14 protein-coding genes and 1 other RNA gene are annotated in these 19,122 nt (G+C 36.1%); 14 read left to right on the top strand and 1 reads right to left on the bottom strand.

Features of this window, described 5'->3' with window-relative positions; all coding sequences use genetic code 11:
- The first annotated feature begins 37 nt into the window (after positions 1-37).
- From eno to ssrA, 14 genes are all read left to right on the top strand, one after another.
- A complete protein-coding gene (gene eno, locus BR50_RS07305; RefSeq protein ID WP_034547515.1) occupies positions 38-1,336 on the top strand; it encodes a phosphopyruvate hydratase in 1,299 nt (432 codons plus the stop codon).
- Positions 1,337-1,691: 355 nt separating this feature from the next.
- Positions 1,692-4,514 (top strand): sigma-54-dependent transcriptional regulator, encoded by a 2,823-nt coding sequence (locus BR50_RS07310; protein WP_034547517.1) that lies wholly within the window; start codon positions 1,692-1,694, stop codon positions 4,512-4,514.
- A gap of 86 nt (positions 4,515-4,600) precedes the next feature.
- Positions 4,601-5,098, top strand: coding sequence for a mannose/fructose/sorbose PTS transporter subunit IIB (locus BR50_RS07315; RefSeq protein ID WP_034547519.1), 498 nt, complete (start codon positions 4,601-4,603; stop codon positions 5,096-5,098).
- A 226-nt stretch (positions 5,099-5,324) separates the two neighbouring features.
- Positions 5,325-5,561 carry a preprotein translocase subunit SecG gene (secG, locus tag BR50_RS07320; protein WP_034547521.1) on the top strand — a complete coding sequence of 79 codons (237 nt, stop codon included), beginning with the start codon at positions 5,325-5,327 and terminating at the stop codon, positions 5,559-5,561.
- 187 nt (positions 5,562-5,748) lie between these two features.
- Positions 5,749-6,501: an alpha/beta hydrolase gene (locus BR50_RS07325; protein ID WP_034547523.1), complete on the top strand. Its 753-nt coding sequence runs from the start codon at positions 5,749-5,751 to the stop codon at positions 6,499-6,501.
- Between the two features lie 3 nt (positions 6,502-6,504).
- Positions 6,505-8,856 carry a ribonuclease R gene (rnr, locus tag BR50_RS07330; protein WP_034547525.1) on the top strand — a complete coding sequence of 784 codons (2,352 nt, stop codon included), beginning with the start codon at positions 6,505-6,507 and terminating at the stop codon, positions 8,854-8,856.
- A 32-nt stretch (positions 8,857-8,888) separates the two neighbouring features.
- Positions 8,889-9,347 (top strand): SsrA-binding protein SmpB, encoded by a 459-nt coding sequence (smpB, locus tag BR50_RS07335; protein ID WP_034547527.1) that lies wholly within the window; start codon positions 8,889-8,891, stop codon positions 9,345-9,347.
- A 115-nt stretch (positions 9,348-9,462) separates the two neighbouring features.
- The gene (locus tag BR50_RS07340; protein WP_034547529.1) at positions 9,463-9,936 is read left to right on the top strand and encodes a glutathione peroxidase; all 474 of its coding nucleotides are present in this window, start codon (positions 9,463-9,465) and stop codon (positions 9,934-9,936) included.
- Positions 9,937-10,111: 175 nt separating this feature from the next.
- A complete protein-coding gene (locus BR50_RS07345) occupies positions 10,112-12,085 on the top strand; it encodes a fructose-bisphosphatase class III (RefSeq protein WP_034547531.1) in 1,974 nt (657 codons plus the stop codon).
- A gap of 149 nt (positions 12,086-12,234) precedes the next feature.
- On the top strand, positions 12,235-12,915 hold the full coding sequence (locus tag BR50_RS07350) for a histidine phosphatase family protein (RefSeq protein ID WP_034547533.1): 681 nt from the start codon (positions 12,235-12,237) through the stop codon (positions 12,913-12,915).
- Positions 12,916-12,972: 57 nt separating this feature from the next.
- Positions 12,973-13,755, top strand: coding sequence for a Cof-type HAD-IIB family hydrolase (locus BR50_RS07355; protein ID WP_034547534.1), 783 nt, complete (start codon positions 12,973-12,975; stop codon positions 13,753-13,755).
- Positions 13,756-14,317: 562 nt separating this feature from the next.
- The gene (gene argJ, locus BR50_RS07360; RefSeq protein WP_342741928.1) at positions 14,318-15,556 is read left to right on the top strand and encodes a bifunctional ornithine acetyltransferase/N-acetylglutamate synthase; all 1,239 of its coding nucleotides are present in this window, start codon (positions 14,318-14,320) and stop codon (positions 15,554-15,556) included.
- Between the two features lie 134 nt (positions 15,557-15,690).
- The gene (argD, locus tag BR50_RS07365) at positions 15,691-16,890 is read left to right on the top strand and encodes an acetylornithine transaminase (protein ID WP_034547538.1); all 1,200 of its coding nucleotides are present in this window, start codon (positions 15,691-15,693) and stop codon (positions 16,888-16,890) included.
- Between the two features lie 232 nt (positions 16,891-17,122).
- Positions 17,123-17,489, top strand: a transfer-messenger RNA (tmRNA) gene (gene ssrA, locus BR50_RS12590).
- A 1,228-nt stretch (positions 17,490-18,717) separates the two neighbouring features.
- On the opposite strand, the gene BR50_RS07370 is transcribed toward ssrA, so the two are convergent.
- A complete protein-coding gene (locus tag BR50_RS07370; RefSeq protein ID WP_034547540.1) occupies positions 18,718-19,092 on the bottom strand; it encodes a hypothetical protein in 375 nt (124 codons plus the stop codon).
- Between the last annotated feature and the right edge of the window lie 30 nt (positions 19,093-19,122).

Genomic DNA, 19,122 nt, shown 5'->3' on the forward strand with positions numbered 1-19,122 from the left:
CACTAAAAATTTTTTACACTAAAAGGAGAGAAATTAAATGCCATTTATTACAGATATTTTAGCTCGCGAAGTATTAGATTCACGCGGTAACCCAACAATCGAAGTAGAAGTTTACACAGAAAGCGGAGCATTTGGCCGTGGAATGGTTCCATCAGGAGCTTCAACAGGAGAACATGAAGCAATTGAATTACGTGACGGAGACAAATCTCGTTACCTTGGAAAAGGTGTTTTAAAAGCAGTAGATAACGTAAATAACATCATCTCTGAAGCTCTTATCGGTTTTGACGTTCGCGATCAAATGGCAATCGACAAAACAATGATTGAATTAGACGGAACTCCAAACAAAGCTAAATTAGGCGCTAACGCTATCTTAGGTGTTTCTATCGCTGTAGCACGTGCTGCTTCTGATTACCTAGATGTTCCTTTATACCAATACCTAGGTGGATTCAATACTAAAGTATTGCCAACACCTATGATGAACATCATCAATGGTGGTTCACATGCTGACAACAGTATCGACTTCCAAGAATTCATGATCATGCCTGTAGGAGCTCCTACATTTAGAGAAGCTTTACGTATGGGTGCTGAAGTATTCCATGCATTAGCTGGAATCTTGAAATCAAAAGGATTAGCTACTTCAGTTGGTGATGAAGGTGGATTCGCTCCAAACCTAAGTTCTAACGAAGAAGGTTTCGAAGTTATTATCGAAGCAATCAAAAAAGCTGGTTACAAACCTGGTGAAGACGTTATGCTTGCAATGGATGCTGCTTCAGCAGAATTCTACAACAAAGAAAAAGGTGTTTACGACTTAGCTAGTTCAGGCGAAGGCGAAAAAACAGTTGATGAAATGATTGAAATTTACAAAAACTTGGTTGAAAAATACCCAATTATCTCTATCGAAGATGGATTAGATGAAAATGACTGGGAAGGTACTAAAAAATTAACTGAAATCTTAGGCGATAAAGTTCAATTAGTTGGTGACGATCTATTCGTTACAAACACTGAAAAATTAGCTAAAGCAATTGATATGGGAGTTGCAAACTCTATTCTTATCAAAGTTAACCAAATTGGTACATTGACTGAAACATTCGATGCTATCGAAATGGCTAAAAAAGCTGGCTACACTGCAGTAGTTTCTCACCGTTCAGGTGAAACTGAAGATTCAACAATTGCTGATATTGCAGTTGCAACAAATGCTGGACAAATCAAAACAGGTTCTCTTTCAAGAACTGACCGTATTGCTAAATACAACCAATTGTTACGTATCGAAGATCAATTAGGCGACTTAGCAGTATACGAAGGTAAAAAAGCTTTCTACAACCTAAAAAACAAATAAGAATTTAAGTAAACTAAATTTTTAAATAGAGGAACACTTCATTAGTTGAGGCAACGCAACTAATGAAGTGTTTTTATTATTAAAGAACTATGATCTTTGGTATTGTTAGATCAGTTAAACAAATTATAGAATCAGATAGTCTAATGGCTTTTACGCAAGCAAATTTGTCCGTTTCAGAAAAAAATTAAAGCATTAACACTATTAGTCAACTAACTTTTTATTAAAAGTGAACAAAAAATGGACAATGAAATCATCTTTTGATACACAAATTTTACTGTATCAAAAATAATGATACAAATTGATTTATTTGTGATAAAATGTAAGCGATTAAGACTAAAAGAAAGCAGGTGACTAAATGAAAAGAAAAGATTTAGTTTATCAGTTTGTTAAAAATCATACTGAAAACCTTACCAGTGATGAAATAGAATTCGGATCAGGGATGACTACTATTGAAATTTCTGATGCGTTAAATATTATTCGCAATAATGTGAGCAAAGAGTTGAATCTTTTAGTTCGTGAAGGAAAGATAGTTAAACTTGAAGGAAGACCTGTGCGATATGCTGATAGCAGTTGCTTAAAATGGAAACCTTTATCTAAAATCGTAAAATCTTATAAAGATGGAACATTAGTCAAAGAGCAGGTAATGGACCAACAAAATGACGCTATAAAAAATGATCATAATTTATTTGAATACATGATTGGTTCGAATGGCAGTTTGAAAAATCAAATGGAACAAGCAAAGGCAGCTATTTTTTATCCGCCTAAAGGATTAAATAGTTTAGTTATCGGTCCAACTGGATCCGGAAAGACCTTTTTTGCTAATGCTATGTATCAATATTCGCAGGATAAGGGAATTATTGAGCCAGGTCAATCTATGATCATTTTTAATTGTGCAGACTATTCGCAAAATCCGCAATTACTGATGTCTCATCTCTTTGGACATGCTAAGGGAGCATATACTGGAGCTACAGAAGCAAAAGATGGATTATTGCTGAAAGCTGATAATAATATGCTGTTTCTAGATGAAATACATCGTTTGCCTCCTGAAGGACAAGAAATGCTTTTTTATTTTATGGATACCGGAACATTTCAGCCAATGGGTGAAACAGATAAACGCTATTCGGCTAAAGTCAGGATTATTTGTGCAACAACTGAAGACCCTAATTCGGCATTATTAAAAACTTTCGTAAGACGTATTCCTATTACGATCCAACTGCCAGCATTCAATGATCGACCGGCTAAAGAACGCATTCAATTACTCAAATTATTATTGTCCATTGAAGCAAAACGAATCGATAAACGAATCGTTGTAGAAGAAAATGTCGTTAAAGCATTACTTGGAACTGTTACTTATGGAAACATTGGTCAATTGAAATCAAGTATTCAGCTGGCTTGTGCTAAAGCCTTCTTAAATAGTATGGATAACAATGAAGAGATGCTGATCAATATGGAAGGATTAACGGGTGAATTGCAAGAAGGACTGATCAATATTGCGAGGAACCGAGATGAATTGAATGAAATATCCAATTATCTTGAACCCTGCATGACCATCCAGCCAAAAGATTCTGTTTATATATTAGACAAAGATTCTTATGAATTGCCGTTTAATTTATACGAGATCATTGGCGATAAAGCGGTGATGCTGAAAGATGAAGGGTTAACGCAAGAAGACATTGAAAATTTTATTACGACAGATATTAATCTTCATTTGAAATCTTTCTATAAAACCAATCAATTGATCCCAAATAATGAACACAATTTAAGAGACATTGTTGAACAAGAAGTCATCACATTAACAAAAGAAGTTTGGAAAATGGCAGAAGAACATTTAGGCTATAATTTTAAACAGAACTTTTTATACGCAATGAGCTTGCATCTTAGTTCATTCATTAAACGTTCAAAAGAAGGTTTTGTTCAAATAAAACAAAATAGTGAATTAGATAAATTGATTTTAAATTATCAAAAGGAATATGAAGTAGCCATTATTATTAAAAATCATATGAAAGATAACTACCAAATTATTGTTCCAGAAGTAGAGTGCTGGTATTTGACGATGCTGCTTGTATCTTTAAAAGAACAAAATAACTTGGGTGATGTTGGGATAGTTGTCGCTGCACACGGCCAATCAACCGCTACGAGTATGGTTCAAGTGGTATCAAAATTATTAGATGTTAAAAATATTGAAGCTGTTGATATGCCATTAGAAATGAGCCCGCAACAAGCGTATAAATTGGTATCGGAAGCCATTCGAAATGTTAATGAAGATAAAGGTGTGTTACTGCTGGTTGATATGGGCTCGCTAACCACGTTTGGTGTAAAAGCTATGCGGGAAACCGATATTCCTATACAAACACTAGATATGGTGACGACTCCGCTTGTATTGGAAGCTGCGCGTAAAACATCCTTAATGGATAACCAATTAGATGAAGTTTATTGGTCTTTGAAAAATTTTAGAGGATACAGTAACCTTCCAGAAGAGAAATCGTTTAGTTTGACAGCATCTCAACAGCAAAAAATCAATAAACCTAAAGCTATTATTACGATTTGTTCAACAGGTGAAGGAACAGCTGTACGAATAAAACAACGTGTAGAAAGTGTATTGGAAGATTTTATAGATGAAACGATTGAAATTTTTTCGGTCTCTTTAGTTGGTATAGAGGAAGAAGTTACAAAAATTTCGCAAAACTATCAAGTGTTGGCGACAGCTGGGGTTGCAAAGACATCCTTGAATGTTCCGCATCTTTCCTTAGAAGAATTATTTCAGTCTTCAGGAGATGAAAAAGTTAAACAAGTTATTCTAGAGCAGCAATATGCTGAAGGGAATTATGCTGCGTCAATGGACACGAAACAGCTTTGTGAAGAGTATCTAGCTACTTATTTCACTTTCCTAAATCCACGTAAATTTATTAATATATTATGGGATTACACAGAAATTATCGAAGAAAAATTGAATAAAACACTTAGTAATAGTGTTCAAATAGGTTTATTGATGCATATGGCTGGAGTGATCGAACGCGTTTTATTCAGAGATCCGCTCAATCAGCCAGAAGAAGAGCTTGATAAAACGTCTATTTATTACCAAGCTATCAAAGATGCAAATCTAGTGCTTGAATCAAAATTAAATATGAGTATTCCAGATTCAGAATTATTTTATATTGTTAAAATAGTTGATGCATAAAATGAATCAATTTAAAGTGGAAATACGATCAGCCTGCTAAAGTACTTATGATTTTAGAAGATGATGTACGAGGAGAATAGATAAGAATGCCTATGGAAATTCGTTTAGTTCGTATCGACGATCGGTTGATTCATGGTCAGGTTGCAACAGTATGGGCGAAAGTGACAAAAGTAAACCGTATTCTAGTGGTCAGTGATGATGTAGCAAAAGATATATTAAGAAAAACATTACTAAAACAAGCATCCCCCCCAGGTGTCATTGTAAATGTGATCACTATTGATAAAATGATCTCGATTTTTAATGATCCTAAATTCAATGATTTTAAATCAATGTTGTTGTTTACAAGTCCGCGTGATGCAAGAAGAGTAGTAGAAGGCGGAGTTAAACTTGATACCATCAATATTGGAGGGATGAGTTTCTCAGACGGTAAAAAAATGATCACAAATGCAGTTGCGGTAAATAGCGAAGATATAGAAGACTTGAAATATTTAAATGAACAAGGAATTAAATTAGAAATCCGTAAAGTAGTGGCAGATAATAAGGTATATATGATGGATTTATTGAAAAAAGAAAAAATGATTTGAAATTTTTAACAGTCAACCATAGTGACGACACCAGCAAAAAGAATCATCTGCAAAATAGAGTCGATTCCGATCAATGTTGTCAGGTAGATTGGTTGTATATAGCCTTTAAAGCGACTGAAAGAATAAGGAAACTGTAAGATAAGAACTTCACTTATTTTCTAGTAATTTACTGAGTTTTATGTTAGAGTTAGGGGTAGAAGAAACGTTAGACAGGAGGGCAATGAAATTGTACGATACACTTTTAATTGCTGAGCTAATTATTTCAGTTATACTCATCATTGTAGTAACTATGCAACCTTCAAAAACAAATAATGCTGCTAGTGCATTTACTGGCGGAGCTGAACAATTATTTGGAAAACAAAAAGCACGCGGATTCGAGGCAGTATTGCAACGTACTACCGTAGTACTAGGGATCTTATTTTTTGCATTGGCATTGGCTCTTGCTTATATAGCAATTAATTAACAAACTTAGTGAAGCTACCTGAATCTTCAGGTGGCTTTTTTTTCTAAAAAAATTAATTTTCTCTACTAGAATTGTGTTAAGCAAAAGGCATTTTATAGTGTTAGCAGTGTTTGAGTATGAAAAGAATTCATTTTACAGTAAAATGGTAGAATAAGAACTTAAAGGAAATGCGAAAAGGGAGAATAAAATGGCAATAAAATCATTTTTTTTTGAAAAAGGGCCTAAAGCAGTCATCTTGATGCATGCTTACTCAAGCACTCCCAATGATGTACGGATGCTGGGAAGAGCACTAGAAAAAGAAAATTATACGGTTTATGCACCATTATTCAAAGGACATGGAACGACTGAACCAGAAGATATTTTAAATACATCGCCAAAAGATTGGGTCAATGATGCGAAAGAAGCGATCCAGTTCCTACATGAAAAAGGCTATAAAGAGATAGCTGTATTCGGATTGTCTATGGGTGGCGTAATAGCAACAAAGTTGCTGGTAGATAAAGAACCGGTACTAGCTGGTGGAACGTTTTGTTCACCGGTAATGAATTTCCGTAATGGAAATAATGTGAGAAAAGAATTTTTAGCTTATGTACAGATACTGAAGAAAAAAGCTGGTTATTCTGAACTAGAAATAAATGACCTTATGCCGGAAGTCGAAAGAAAATTAGATAACCAATTAGACGAAATAAGTGAACTGACGGAATCAATGGAACCTCACTATAGTGAGATCAATCATCCTATTTTTATTGCACAGGCTGGTCAAGATGAATTAGTCGATCCACAGATAGCTATTTCATTTAGAAAGTCATTAAAAAAGGCTTCAATAGTTGATTTTCATTGGTATGAGAACAGCAAACATGCGGTAACGGTTGGAGTAGATAGAAAAGCTTTGCAAGCAGATGTTAGTAATTTTTTAAAACAGTTAGATTGGAATGGAGGATAAAAAATGAACGACAAAAAAACGTTACAAGAAGCAATTATAGTTTTTATGAGTGAACACAAAAAAATCTCGTTTCAAGTAAGTGACATCAGTGAAGGAATGGGTATGACAAGTGCGGTCGATTTTAAGATCCTTGTTAGTTCATTAGCTGAAATGGAACGAGAAGGTAAGCTCTTTTTAAATAAAAAAGGGCATTTTAAGTTGCCAAGTAACGATCCGGTTTTGACTGGTATTTTCAGAGCAAGCGACCGAGGATTTGGATTTGTGGCTATTGAAGATGTAGAAAAAGATATTTTTATTCCACCTAATATGACCAATTATGCACTAGATGGCGATAAGGTGACAGTCGATATTATCAAACCTGCTGAACCATGGTCAGACAAAGGCGCTGAAGGAAAAATAAAGGCCATTATTGAACGTAACTTTACACAATTAGTTGGAGAGTTCTACGCTTACAGCGAAGATGGAATCGAAGAGACCGGTTTATACGGATATATCGATCCACAAGATAAAAAAATTACAGACTTGCGCGTCTTTATTGAGTCAGAAGGTATTAAACCAGTTGACGGTTCAATTGTTGTTGTAGAAATAACTTTGTACCCAGATGATGAGTTTCCTAGAAGTATGCAAGGAATCGTTAAAAAAGTCGTAGGACATATAAATGATCCAGGAATCGATATCTTAACTATCGTGTATAAACACGGAATCCCGACTGAGTTCTCACAAGAAGCTTTGAAACAAGCAGATGAAGTTCCAGAAAAAATCAGCGAGTCTGATCTTGAAGGTCGTCGTGACTTAAGAGATGAAGTTCTGGTGACGATCGATGGAGCAGATGCAAAAGACTTAGACGATGCGGTAGGCTTGAAAGTATTGGATAATGGAAACTATCTATTGGGCGTTCATATAGCAGATGTATCCTATTATGTGACAGAAGATAGTCCTTTAGACAAAGATGCCTTTGAAAGAGGAACCAGTGTATACTTAACCGATCGTGTTATACCAATGATTCCACAACGATTATCTAATGGGATTTGTTCGTTAAATCCTCATGTCGATCGTTTGACGATGAGCTGCGAAATGGAAATGACACCTGATGGAGAAATTGTCGGACATGACGTTTTCCAAAGTGTGATACGAACAACTGAACGGATGACTTATACTGAAGTAAATGAAATATTAACAGATAAAAATCTAGAGACCCGTAAAAAATACAGCAGCTTAGTAGCTATGTTTGAATTAATGGAAACTCTGCATCATACCCTAGAGGTAGATCGTAAAAATCGTGGGGCCATTGACTTTGATACAAAAGAAGCTAAAATCATTGTCGATCCTACAGGTAAGCCATTGGATATCGTATTGAGAGAACGTGGTGTTGGTGAGCGCTTGATCGAATCGTTCATGTTGGCAGCAAATGAAACGGTATCTGAACATTTTTCAAAAATGGAAGTTCCATTGATCTATCGTATTCATGAACAACCTGACAGTGATCGTATGCAAAAATTCATGGAATTTGTTACGGCTTTTGGTATTACCGTTAAAGGGACCAGCAAAGATGTTTCTCCTATGACGTTACAAAAAATTGCCAATAGTGTCAAAGGAAAACCAGAAGAACAAGTTGTTTCAACGATGATGTTAAGAAGTATGAAACAAGCCAAATATGCTGTGGAACCATTAGGCCATTTCGGTCTTGGAGCAGAATTTTATTCACATTTCACTTCTCCCATCCGTCGTTATCCAGATTTGATCTTACACCGTTTGATCCGTTCTTATGGAGAAGAAGGTACTGGATCTGCTCAGAAAACAAAATGGGAAAATCGATTGCCCGCAATTGCAGAAGATACGTCAAAAGCGGAACGTCGTGCAGTTGATGCTGAAAGAGAAACCGATGCATTGAAGAAAACTGAATATATGGCTGACAAAGTTGGCGAAATCTATGAAGGAATCATCGGTTCAGTCTTGAAATTTGGTATATTCGTCGAATTGCCGAATACGGTTGAAGGTCTGGTCCATATTTCAAATATGAAAGATGACTACTTTAACTATATCGAAGAGCAAATGATGCTTGTTGGAGAACGAACGGGTGTTGTTTACCGAATTGGACAAAAAGTAAAAGTGAAAATAACAAAAGCTGATCCTGAAACTCGTGAGATCGATTTTGAACTTGTTCCAGATCCGGATGCACCTAAATATGAGGGACCCAAACATCTAGTAAAAGGCAGAGGCCGTGAAAATAGCCAACGTCGCGGAAAAGAAAGCACTTCTTCGTATAAGCCTAAACAAGATGGAAGCAGTAAAAAGAAAAGCAAACCTTTTTATAAAGATGCAGCTAAAAATAAAAAGTCTAAAAATAAAAATTAAGTAAGAGCGAATGAATCAGGAGGCGATCATTGATGCCAAAAGGTACAGGTAAAGTATTGGCTCAAAATAGAAAAGCAGGCTATGATTTTTCTATATTAGATACCGTAGAAGCTGGGATAGTGTTGCAGGGAACGGAAATCAAGTCTATCAGAGCGGGTCGGATCAATTTAAAGGATGGCTACGCTAAGATTCAGAATGATGAAATTTATTTGCATAATGTCCATATCAGTCCTTATGAGCAAGGAAATCAATTCAATCATGATCCATTAAGAACGCGGAAATTATTGATGCATAAAAAACAAATCATGCGCTTAATGAACGAAACGAAGTCTAGCGGAAATACATTGATTCCCTTAAAAGTTTATTTAAAAGACGGTTATGCAAAAGTATTGATCGGTCTGGCAAAAGGGAAGAAAAAATACGATAAACGCGAAGATCTGAAGCGAAAAGATCAAAAACGTGAGTTGGACCGTGCGTTAAGAGCTAGATAAACAGATGAATCAGTGCAAAGACGGTCTCATGGGCGTTGCTAAAATAGGTAAGGTAAGTTTAGGATAAGAAATGAACTAGCTTCTAAAAAAATAGTAGACGAAAGAAGGTCTATCGATGTCTGTTTACGATTATAAGGTCAATGAAATCAGTGGCGAAGAAGTGTCCTTATCAAAGTACAAAGGAAAAGTTTTACTAATTGTGAATACAGCAACGGAATGTGGTTTAGCTCCTCAATTAGAAGATTTAGAAAAATTGTATCAAACGTATAAAGAACAAGGACTAGTCGTTTTAGGGTTTCCTTCCAATCAATTTATGAATCAAGAACCTCGTGAAGGAGAAGAAATCGCTAATTTTTGTCAGAAAAATTATGGTGTTTCTTTTCAACTTCATGAAAAAATACTCGTAAATGGAAAAAATGCCGATCCTCTTTACCAATACCTAACATCAGAAACGGGTAACAAGAAAATCAAATGGAATTTCACAAAATTTCTAATTGGTCGAGATGGCGAAATCATCAAACGATTTGGTTCAACAACACAACCTAAAAAAATGGAAACCGATATAGCTGAAGCAGTAGCAAACGGCTAACCTTGCTAAAAGGGTCTTAGACAAACAGTCTAAGGCCCTTTTTCTGATTAGCAACGTGTTGAAAAAGAATTAGATCCTCATGAAATAGAAAATTTTCAAATAACATTCAGAAAAAAACAATCTATAAGAAACATGGTATAATGATGTGGTATAGATAATAAAGGGGTGAGTAAACATGGACGCAACTAAAAAATATTTGAATTTATTAGCTAAAGACTACCCAACCATTGGAGATACAACGGCTGAAATTATTAACTTAGAGGCTATTATGAACCTGCCTAAGGGTACAGAACATTTTGTTAGCGACGTTCATGGAGAATATGAAGCCTTCCAACATGTGCTTAGGAATGGATCAGGCAATATAAAAGAAAAAATAAAAGAGATCTTTCATGATCGTTTAAGCCAAAAAGAAATGAATAGCTTAGCAACATTGATTTATTATCCTGAAGATAAAATTCGGTTGATCAGTAATGAATTTGAGGACCTAGAAGAAACAAATGAATGGTACAGGATCACGTTGTCTAGATTAATTGGATTATGTGTCTATATTGCTTCAAAGTATACGCGATCCAAAGTACGAAAGGCTTTGCCCGATGAATTTGCTTATATTATTGAAGAGTTGTTAGCAAAAGATGGCGACGGTTACACAAATAAAGAAGATTACTATAGTGAGATTATTGACAGTATTATTTCGTTGGATAGAGGAGCTGAGTTTATTACAGCTATATCTTACTTGATTCAACGTCTTGTCGTCGATCAGCTGCATGTAGTAGGAGATATTTATGATAGGGGTCCTTATCCAGATAAAATCATTGATACACTGATGGCGCATCATTCTGTTGATGTCCAATGGGGAAACCATGATATATTATGGATGGGCGCGGCCAGCGGTTCAGCTGTTTGTATTGCAAATGTACTGCGCATAAGTGCTCGCTATGATAATTTAGAAATTATAGAAGATGCTTATGGGGTTTCATTACGTCAATTACTCACATTTGCAGAAATGACTTATCCCGAAGATTTAGAAAGTTGTTTTTATCCTAAAGTGGACTCGGAAAAAAAAGATTATTTTGAAGATGAAATACGCCAAATCACTAAAATGCATCAAGCGATTTCTGTGATTCAGTTTAAACTTGAGGGTGATATCATTAACAGGCATCCTGAGTTTAAATTAGATCATCGTTTAGTATTAAATAGCATCGATTATGAAAATGGGACGATTTCAATCAAAGGAAAAGATTATCCATTGTTAAATACCAATTTTCCAACAATCGATCCAGCTAATCCTTATAAATTAACCTCAGAAGAAGAATTAGTTGTCGAAAAATTAGTCACAGCCTTTAAAAATTGTGGCCGCTTACAACAACACATTTCTTATTTGTATAGCAAAGGCAATATGTATCTCACATATAATGATAATTTATTGTTCCACGGCTGTATGCCGCTAACAGAAACCGGCGAATTTCTGGGAATGGACATTCAAGGAAAGCAATATGCTGGTAAAAATTTACTGGATAAATTTGAAGAAGTACTAAGAAAAGGGTATCTAAATAAAGGACATAAAGACAATGACAAGTACTTAGACTACGTTTGGTATTTATGGACGGGTCCAGTTTCTTCACTTTTTGGAAAAGATCAAATGACGACATTCGAACGCTATTACGTTGCAGACAAGGCCACCCATGAGGAAAAGAAAAATGCTTATTATGCCATGCGTAATGATGAAAAAACGTGTGAAATGATATTGAGTGAGTTCGGGCAGAATCCGCTTAAAGGGCATATCATTAATGGACACACACCCGTAAAAGAAAAGCGCGGTGAAGATCCTATTAAAGCAAATGGCCGTATGATTGTGATCGACGGCGGTTTCTCAAAAGCTTATCAAGGAACGACGGGATTAGCAGGATATACACTTTTATACAACTCTTATGGAATGGTTTTAGTTTCGCATCAGCCGTTCACTTCTGTAAAGGATGCCATTAAAAACGAAATAGATATCATGTCTACAAGAAGAGTGATCGACAGGGAGTTGGATCGTAAAAAAGTAAGAGAAACGGGTGTGGGCAGAGAATTGGCTGAGCAAGTCAGCGATTTGAAGGAGTTGTTAAAAGCTTACCGCAATGGGGATATTGTCGAAGAAACGAAATAAGATTTGACAGCTATCAAGTGAAATTTAGAGATATTAACGAAATGTTTACCTAAAGATAAACGGATATTCATAAAAATCATCTTTTTTTTGGTACAATAAGAAGCGTAGGGAAATTATAGATATTACTAAGATATAGGAGGCGATTTTCCATGAAAGAAGGCTGTACTTTTTATTTTATCCGTCATGGACAAACTTATTTCAATCATTACAGAAGAATACAAGGGTGGTCTAATACCCCTTTAACACCACAAGGTCGTGAAGATGTTCGCAGCAGCGCAAGAGGCTTAGCAGATGTTGAATTTGATGCAGCATATACAAGTGACCTAAGTCGTACGATTGAAACAGCTAACATTATTTTAGAAGAAAATAAAAAAGGAAAAGAAATGACGTTGCAATCGATGCCGGAATTTCGTGAAGTTTTCTTTGGTTCATTTGAAGGCAGCAATGTAGATGAAACCTGGGAAAAAGTGAATGAACAAATGGGATATCCAAGTGTTGCTGAGATGTGGGCAGAAACGTCTATTCCTGAACAAATGAATGCTTTTAAAAAAGCAGATCCTTATCACGATGCGGAGGATTTTTTAACATTTTGGTTAAGAGTAGAACAGGGATTGATCAAATTAATCAACAAACACCGTGATACAGGAGAGAAAGTCATGATCGTTGCTCACGGAAATACGATTCGCTATTTATTAAATAATTTAGTTCCAGAACTTGAAAATCCACAACCATTATTAAATGCAAGTGTCTCAGCTGTTAGATACCAAAATGGAAAATACCATTTAGAGCTGTACAATGGAGTAGGTCATTTTAAGACTTTAGAAGACTAATTCAATAATGCTGTAAATGAGGTTCAAAAAAAATACTGTTATAAAAGGGAGATTAATATGATACTGCCAAAAGCTTTAGTTTTTTTTGATTTAGACGGAACGTTGTTAAATGGTAGATCTGAAGTAGACCAAGAAGTGACCGCTGCTTTAGAAAAATTGAAAGAAAATGGCGGGATTCCATTTATCGCAACGGGAAGAAGTCCACTTGAGATCCAACATGTACTAGACACGACACCGATTGAATCTTTTATCACGCTTAATGGTCAGTACATTATGTACGAAGGCAAAGAAATCTACCGCAGTCAAATACCGCAAGAGACGTTGATCCGTTTGAAAGCAGCAGCTGATGAATTAAGGTTAGCCGTTTCTTTTTATACGAGTGATAAAATACGTGTCACTTCTACTTCGAAAGAGGTAGATAAAGCGTATGATTTTATTCATGCAAAATCACCGTTAGTTGATGCGGAAATTCATTTGAATGAAGAAGTATTGATGGCATTGATCCTGACAACAGATAACGCTGATGTTGAGTGGTTTAAAGAAGCATTTCCAGAATTGTCTTTCTATCGAAATACGCCTTACAGCATAGATGTGATCACGAAAGGCAATTCAAAAGCCACAGGCATCCAAGAGTTGGTCAAACTAATGCAGTTTGATGAAATCCCTATCTATGCGTTTGGAGATGGTCCGAATGATTTAGAAATGGTGACGCATGCTGACCATGGTGTGGCAATGGAGAATGGGACCGATATCTTGAAGAATGCTGCTGATTATATAACTTCTAGTCATATCGAAGGCGGAATTGTTGAAGGATTAGAATTTTACGATTTAATTAAATAGATTTTTTCGCTTAATAGGTTATTTTATAAAAGGTGTTGGATAATTGATTAACTGGATCAGCGACACTGAAAATTTTAGCCCTATATAAATAGGTTTTACATCAAATGGTGTGTATATTTAAAAAATAAATTTCTTCTGGAATGGACGGGTTTGCTTGTGGAGCCATTGGACCGTCTGTAAGCCTGTAGTCTTACAGACTTTCAAGCTTCAAACAAAACCTAATCGCTGAAGCGCCAACGTTTTGTAATTCTCATTGAATCTTATACATGGCTACAAGCAACCCTATTCCTCCAGAAATTTGGGTAAGTAATGCCATTAGATTAAGTCTATCAACACTGAAAATTATAGAACCTAAAAATAGAGCCAGCAGCATTATTACGCTGAAAGCTCTATTTTTTTGTCTGAATAAGTTATTTTGTTATAATGAGGTTAATTAAAAGGATATGAAAAAAGTTAAGAATATTTTGGATCAGCTATTGTTGGCGGAACTAAGCAGAGTACCTTAAAGCTTATCGATTTGGTAGAAAACAGTCCAATCCATCCTTGGAAAAAGAGGAGATGAATGATGGTGACCCATAAAAAAAAACCCATACAAGCATTCCATGTAGTAGAGGACGGTCATGTAACCTCTCCAAAAGGCTTTACTGCTGGAGGCGTACATACTGGTTTGCGAAAGGCAGTCCTTGATTTTGGTTGGATCCACTCGGAGATACCTGCCACGGCAGCAGGTGTCTACACCTTGAATAGTTTTCAAGCTGCTCCGCTTAAACTGACAAAACGACACGTAGATAAAATACGGAAAATTCAGACGATAGTAGTAAATTCCAGCAATGCTAATTCTTGTACAGGTGAAGACGGGATGAAAAAAGCTCAAGCAACAGTGGAACTTACAGCTAAAGAAAAAAACATTGATGAGCATTTAGTAGCTGTTGCTTCAACAGGAATCATTGGTGTTCCATTGCCTTTTGGGCCGATCAAGAAGGGTATCAGCTATTTGAATGATCCGCTTTATCAAAAGGTAACAAATTTTGAACGAGCTATTTTAACGACCGATATTGAAACAAAACATGTAGCTGTTGAGCTGGAAATTGACAGTAAGACGATTACTATTGGCGGAGCTGCAAAAGGGTCGGGAATGATCCACCCTAATATGGCAACCATGCTAGCGTTTATTACAACAGATGCCGCTGTTGACAATGAAAGCCTTGAGTACGCATTGAAATCAGCGACTAACCGGACATTCAATATGGTCACCGTTGATGGAGACTCAAGTACGAACGATATGGTTCTTGCCTTAGCAAATGGAATACAAGAGAATCTTCTGTTAACTAAAACTCATCCGCAATGGAATGAGTTTTTGGCAGGCTTTCAATATGTCTGCGAGAAACTTGCTAAGGCTATTGCACGCGATGGAGAAGGGGCTACTAAATTAATAGAGGTAGAAGTTTTAGGAGCAAAAACAGTAAAAGCTGCTCAAGCTGTTGCCAAATCAGTTGTTTCTTCAAATTTAGTTAAAGCAGCGATGTATGGTTCAGATGCCAATTGGGGAAGAATAATCTCGGCTATTGGATACAGCAATCAAAAAATAGAACCAGAACGTGTAGAAATTTCAATTGGTGATACAATAGTTGTTGAAAAAGGTGTGGGGATACCTTTTGATGAAGCAGCGGTCATCCTTACTTTAGTTAAAGATGAAGTGAAGCTGTCGATCGACTTGCAGCAAGGCAGTCGATCTGCAAAAGCATGGGGCTGTGATCTAACCTATGATTACATTCGAATCAATTCATCTTATCGATTATAAGATGAGAAAAGGGCTATACTGCCATAAAAATTGAGTAAGCGATTCACTATGTCTACCAACGCTAAAAATGGAAGACCCTTGTCTACAAGGAAATGAAATGGGAATAAAATTAATTTATAAGGAGGAAGTGGCGTATGTTTAAAGAAAACGATCGATCTGCACTTATGTCAACTTATGCGCGTTTTCCTATCACTATTTTAAAAGGAAAAGGAACCTATGTATGGAATGAGAAAAATGAAGCATACCTGGATTTCACTTCGGGTATTGCTACTTGTAATTTAGGCCATGTTCCTGATCAAGTTACCCAAAAATTACACCAACAATTAGACACCTTGTGGCATTGTTCCAATTTGTACGATATCCCTTCTCAAACAAAACTAGCTGAAGGACTCACCCAGCATTCTATATTTAATCAAGCCTTTTTTTGCAATAGCGGGGCAGAAGCAAATGAAGCAGCATTAAAAATTGCGCGTAAATATGCAAAAGATCATGGGCATCCAGAGCGGACATCTGTTGTATCCTTCAAAAATTCATTTCATGGAAGAACCTATGCTACGTTGTCTGTAACGGGACAAGAGAAAGTTCAGATTGGATATGAACCTTTGATGCCCGGAGTACGGTCGCTACTCTTTAATGAGGTCGCTGATTTAGGGAAAATCCATAATGGAAAGACAGCAGCAGTGCTGCTAGAGCTTGTGCAAGGTGAGGGTGGAGTCAACCTAGCACAAAAAGAGTGGCTCCATTCATTGCAAGATATATGCAATAAGCATGATATCCTTTTAATAGTAGATGAAGTCCAGACGGGAATGGGAAGAACAGGGACATTATTTGCTTACGAACAATACGGCATCGAACCCGACGTTATGACGCTAGCTAAAGGATTGGGGTCTGGCTTTCCGATTGGAGCTATGCTAGCTAAAAAATACATTGCTGCATCGTTTACACCAGGAACACATGGCACCACGTTTGGTGGAAACCCATTAGCAGCAACGGCTGGCATGGCTACCTTAACAGAAATGACTAAGCCTGGATTTATGAAAGATGTACGGCAAAAAGCGGCTTATTTTAAAGAGCAATTGGAACGATTGGCCCGGCAGTTTAGTGTTATCAAGAAAGTAAAAGGACTGGGATTTCTAATGGGAATCGAAGTAGATATGGAAGCAATAAAATTGGTGACATTATTACAAGAACAGCATGTGTTAACCTTGACAGCTGGACAACAGGTTTTACGTATTTTACCGCCATTAACGGTCACGATCGAAGAAATAAATGAGTTTATTCAAAAATTGGAAAACGTGTTGCTGGTTATCCAAGAAAAAGATGACCTGGAATAAATGGATAGCAAGTGAACAAATAACTTATCATGATGAAAAAACAAGAGTTGGTTCAGTGACTGTGTCATGCAAAAAGGCAGGTACTCCTCACAAGTAAATTTAAAAAAGTGTTTCTTAAGTGAAGCGACGTATTTTATTTTCTAGTAAAATGTGTTATAATACTTGTAGAGAGTTAACTTAAAGATGATTAATGCTCAGACAAATCATTCTTTCTGTATACACATCCCATTTAGGGGGCGTTACGGAATCGACAGGTATAGGTCGAGCTTGGATCGCGTTTCGTAGGTTACGGCTACGTAAAAACGTTACAGTTAAATACAACTGATAAAAACAATAATAACTCTTACGCTTTAGCTGCGTAATAACAGCTTAGTGTAGATCCTCTCGGCATCGCCCATGTGCTCGAGCAAGGGTCCTATAATAAGTGGGATACGCTAAAACTTTCCGTCTGTAAGTTTTAGAAGAGATCATCAGACTAGCGACGTATGATGCCTGTTGTGCGGCTAATACTGAGCGAAACCTTAATAGCATAACTATGAACGTAGACGTCTAGGTGCCGATATATTTGGACAGGGGTTCGACTCCCCTCGCTTCCATCTTGCTGAATAAAGTCATTTCAACTAACGTTGTTATGGCGGTATATCAGCTTTTTTTATTGCTTTTTTTCTAATAGATAACAAACAATATCATTCAAGGGGTAGTCAAAGGGGTAGTCAATTTATTATAAAAAACTAATAAGCATAACGTGGGTGTCTATTGTTTTTCGATAGGCTTTTTATTTTGTCTATTTTGTAGGGTGTGTGTACTGATCTTAGAGAAAAAAAGAACCATCACAATTAAGTAATGGTAGAGGAGGTTTTTAATATGAACAAAAGAGCGAACACATACATAGCAACCGAGCGACTAAGTCACTAAATTTGAAAGAATTACTTTATAAAATAATCATGTCTTTATACCCTCATTATACCATGAGTAGCAGTGTTTGTAAACGATAAAGCGAACTATTAAATCATTTTTTTAAATATCGTTCGTGTTTAAACGCGCGTTTTTCAAAGGTTTTCAGCAATACTAAGACATTGCAAAAGGTTGCTGTATAAGGGTTTTGCCCATTTTACAAAAGTCGTCATAAAAGGCTATTTTTTCGCGGAAAGCCTATATGTGTTCTATCAAGGTATACCAATCAAGTTTAAAGACTGGGGTATCAATGTTATTTAGGTATACCAATCATTTAGGTGGATTGATTTTATGCTTATGATTTGCTGAAAGATAGCAGGTGAAATGTCTAATAAATTATTACAAATAACTCTGATAATATATTTCTGGTATTCCTACATACATTCCACTGTTGTTATCATATATCATATGCTGTTACTACTCAATAGACATTAGTCAAAGCAAGGTAGTGAACAGTACTCCATCTTGTTCAGCATTGTCATATGTAATCAGTATGATCCTTATATCCTGTTGTATCTATTCAAGATAAGAAGCGAACCCACGACAAAGTATGTTAGTATTATCAATCTATTATCAATCTGTTAAAGAATCCAAACAAGCAATGGTTCAATGTTGAATAGATACTACATGATCTAGCTTACGTGTGTGCGTGTGTTGGTATTAAGGTATGTATCAAGTGACCTATTCTTGCAGGTATAGTGCTGAATGGTTAGTGGTATTAAGTAGTCGTATCAGCTTGCTACATTAGGATAATCGTTGGTATATCAGTGTTATCTCTTAATGTCGTTGTCTCTCATGAACGTTTTAAGCTCATTTCAAAAGAGTAGATGAACAAGTATGTGTGAATTGATCTGTGATATCTCCTAAGAGTTCTTAAATAATAAATATAAGTAGTAATAGCAGTATGCCGACTACAAATACAAGACACCCTAATCCAAGCATGCTATTTGCAATGCTGTTTGTTGATTTAGAAACATTTCCAAGAGATTTACCACCTTTTTCTAGTGCGTCGCCAATTCGATAGATAGTGCTATTCTTTTTACCGTTCTCAATATACCAGTGCTTATAACTCTTCATTGTTCTGTGAGTAGGATCTACTGTATATCCTTCATGTTCTAAAAAAACTGCTACTTCTTCACCATAAATTATTTCTTTTTCACACTGTTTACATTTTGCTTCACCTCTAACTTGACCACCACAGTTGGAACAATTGACGTCCTCTAACTTTAGTTTTTGTCCGTATTCCATTTAAAACCCTCCTTATACTTTCCATTTTAA

It is taken from the genome of Carnobacterium alterfunditum DSM 5972 (genome assembly GCF_000744115.1).
Lineage (GTDB): Bacteria > Bacillota > Bacilli > Lactobacillales > Carnobacteriaceae > Carnobacterium_B > Carnobacterium_B alterfunditum.

Bases quoted from the DNA above. Each gene is read 5' to 3' on its own strand.
- eno (WP_034547515.1), top strand. From the start codon at position 38: ATGCCATTTATTACAGATATTTTAGCTCGCGAAGTATTAGATTCACGC.
- BR50_RS07310 (WP_034547517.1), top strand. From the start codon at position 1,692: ATGAAAAGAAAAGATTTAGTTTATCAGTTTGTTAAAAATCATACTGAA.
- BR50_RS07315 (WP_034547519.1), top strand. From the start codon at position 4,601: ATGCCTATGGAAATTCGTTTAGTTCGTATCGACGATCGGTTGATTCAT.
- BR50_RS07325 (WP_034547523.1), top strand. From the start codon at position 5,749: ATGGCAATAAAATCATTTTTTTTTGAAAAAGGGCCTAAAGCAGTCATC.
- rnr (WP_034547525.1), top strand. From the start codon at position 6,505: ATGAACGACAAAAAAACGTTACAAGAAGCAATTATAGTTTTTATGAGT.
- smpB (WP_034547527.1), top strand. From the start codon at position 8,889: ATGCCAAAAGGTACAGGTAAAGTATTGGCTCAAAATAGAAAAGCAGGC.
- BR50_RS07340 (WP_034547529.1), top strand. From the start codon at position 9,463: ATGTCTGTTTACGATTATAAGGTCAATGAAATCAGTGGCGAAGAAGTG.
- BR50_RS07345 (WP_034547531.1), top strand. From the start codon at position 10,112: ATGGACGCAACTAAAAAATATTTGAATTTATTAGCTAAAGACTACCCA.
- BR50_RS07350 (WP_034547533.1), top strand. From the start codon at position 12,235: ATGAAAGAAGGCTGTACTTTTTATTTTATCCGTCATGGACAAACTTAT.
- BR50_RS07355 (WP_034547534.1), top strand. From the start codon at position 12,973: ATGATACTGCCAAAAGCTTTAGTTTTTTTTGATTTAGACGGAACGTTG.
- argJ (WP_342741928.1), top strand. From the start codon at position 14,318: ATGATGGTGACCCATAAAAAAAAACCCATACAAGCATTCCATGTAGTA.
- argD (WP_034547538.1), top strand. From the start codon at position 15,691: ATGTTTAAAGAAAACGATCGATCTGCACTTATGTCAACTTATGCGCGT.
- BR50_RS07370 (WP_034547540.1), bottom strand. From the start codon at position 19,092: ATGGAATACGGACAAAAACTAAAGTTAGAGGACGTCAATTGTTCCAAC.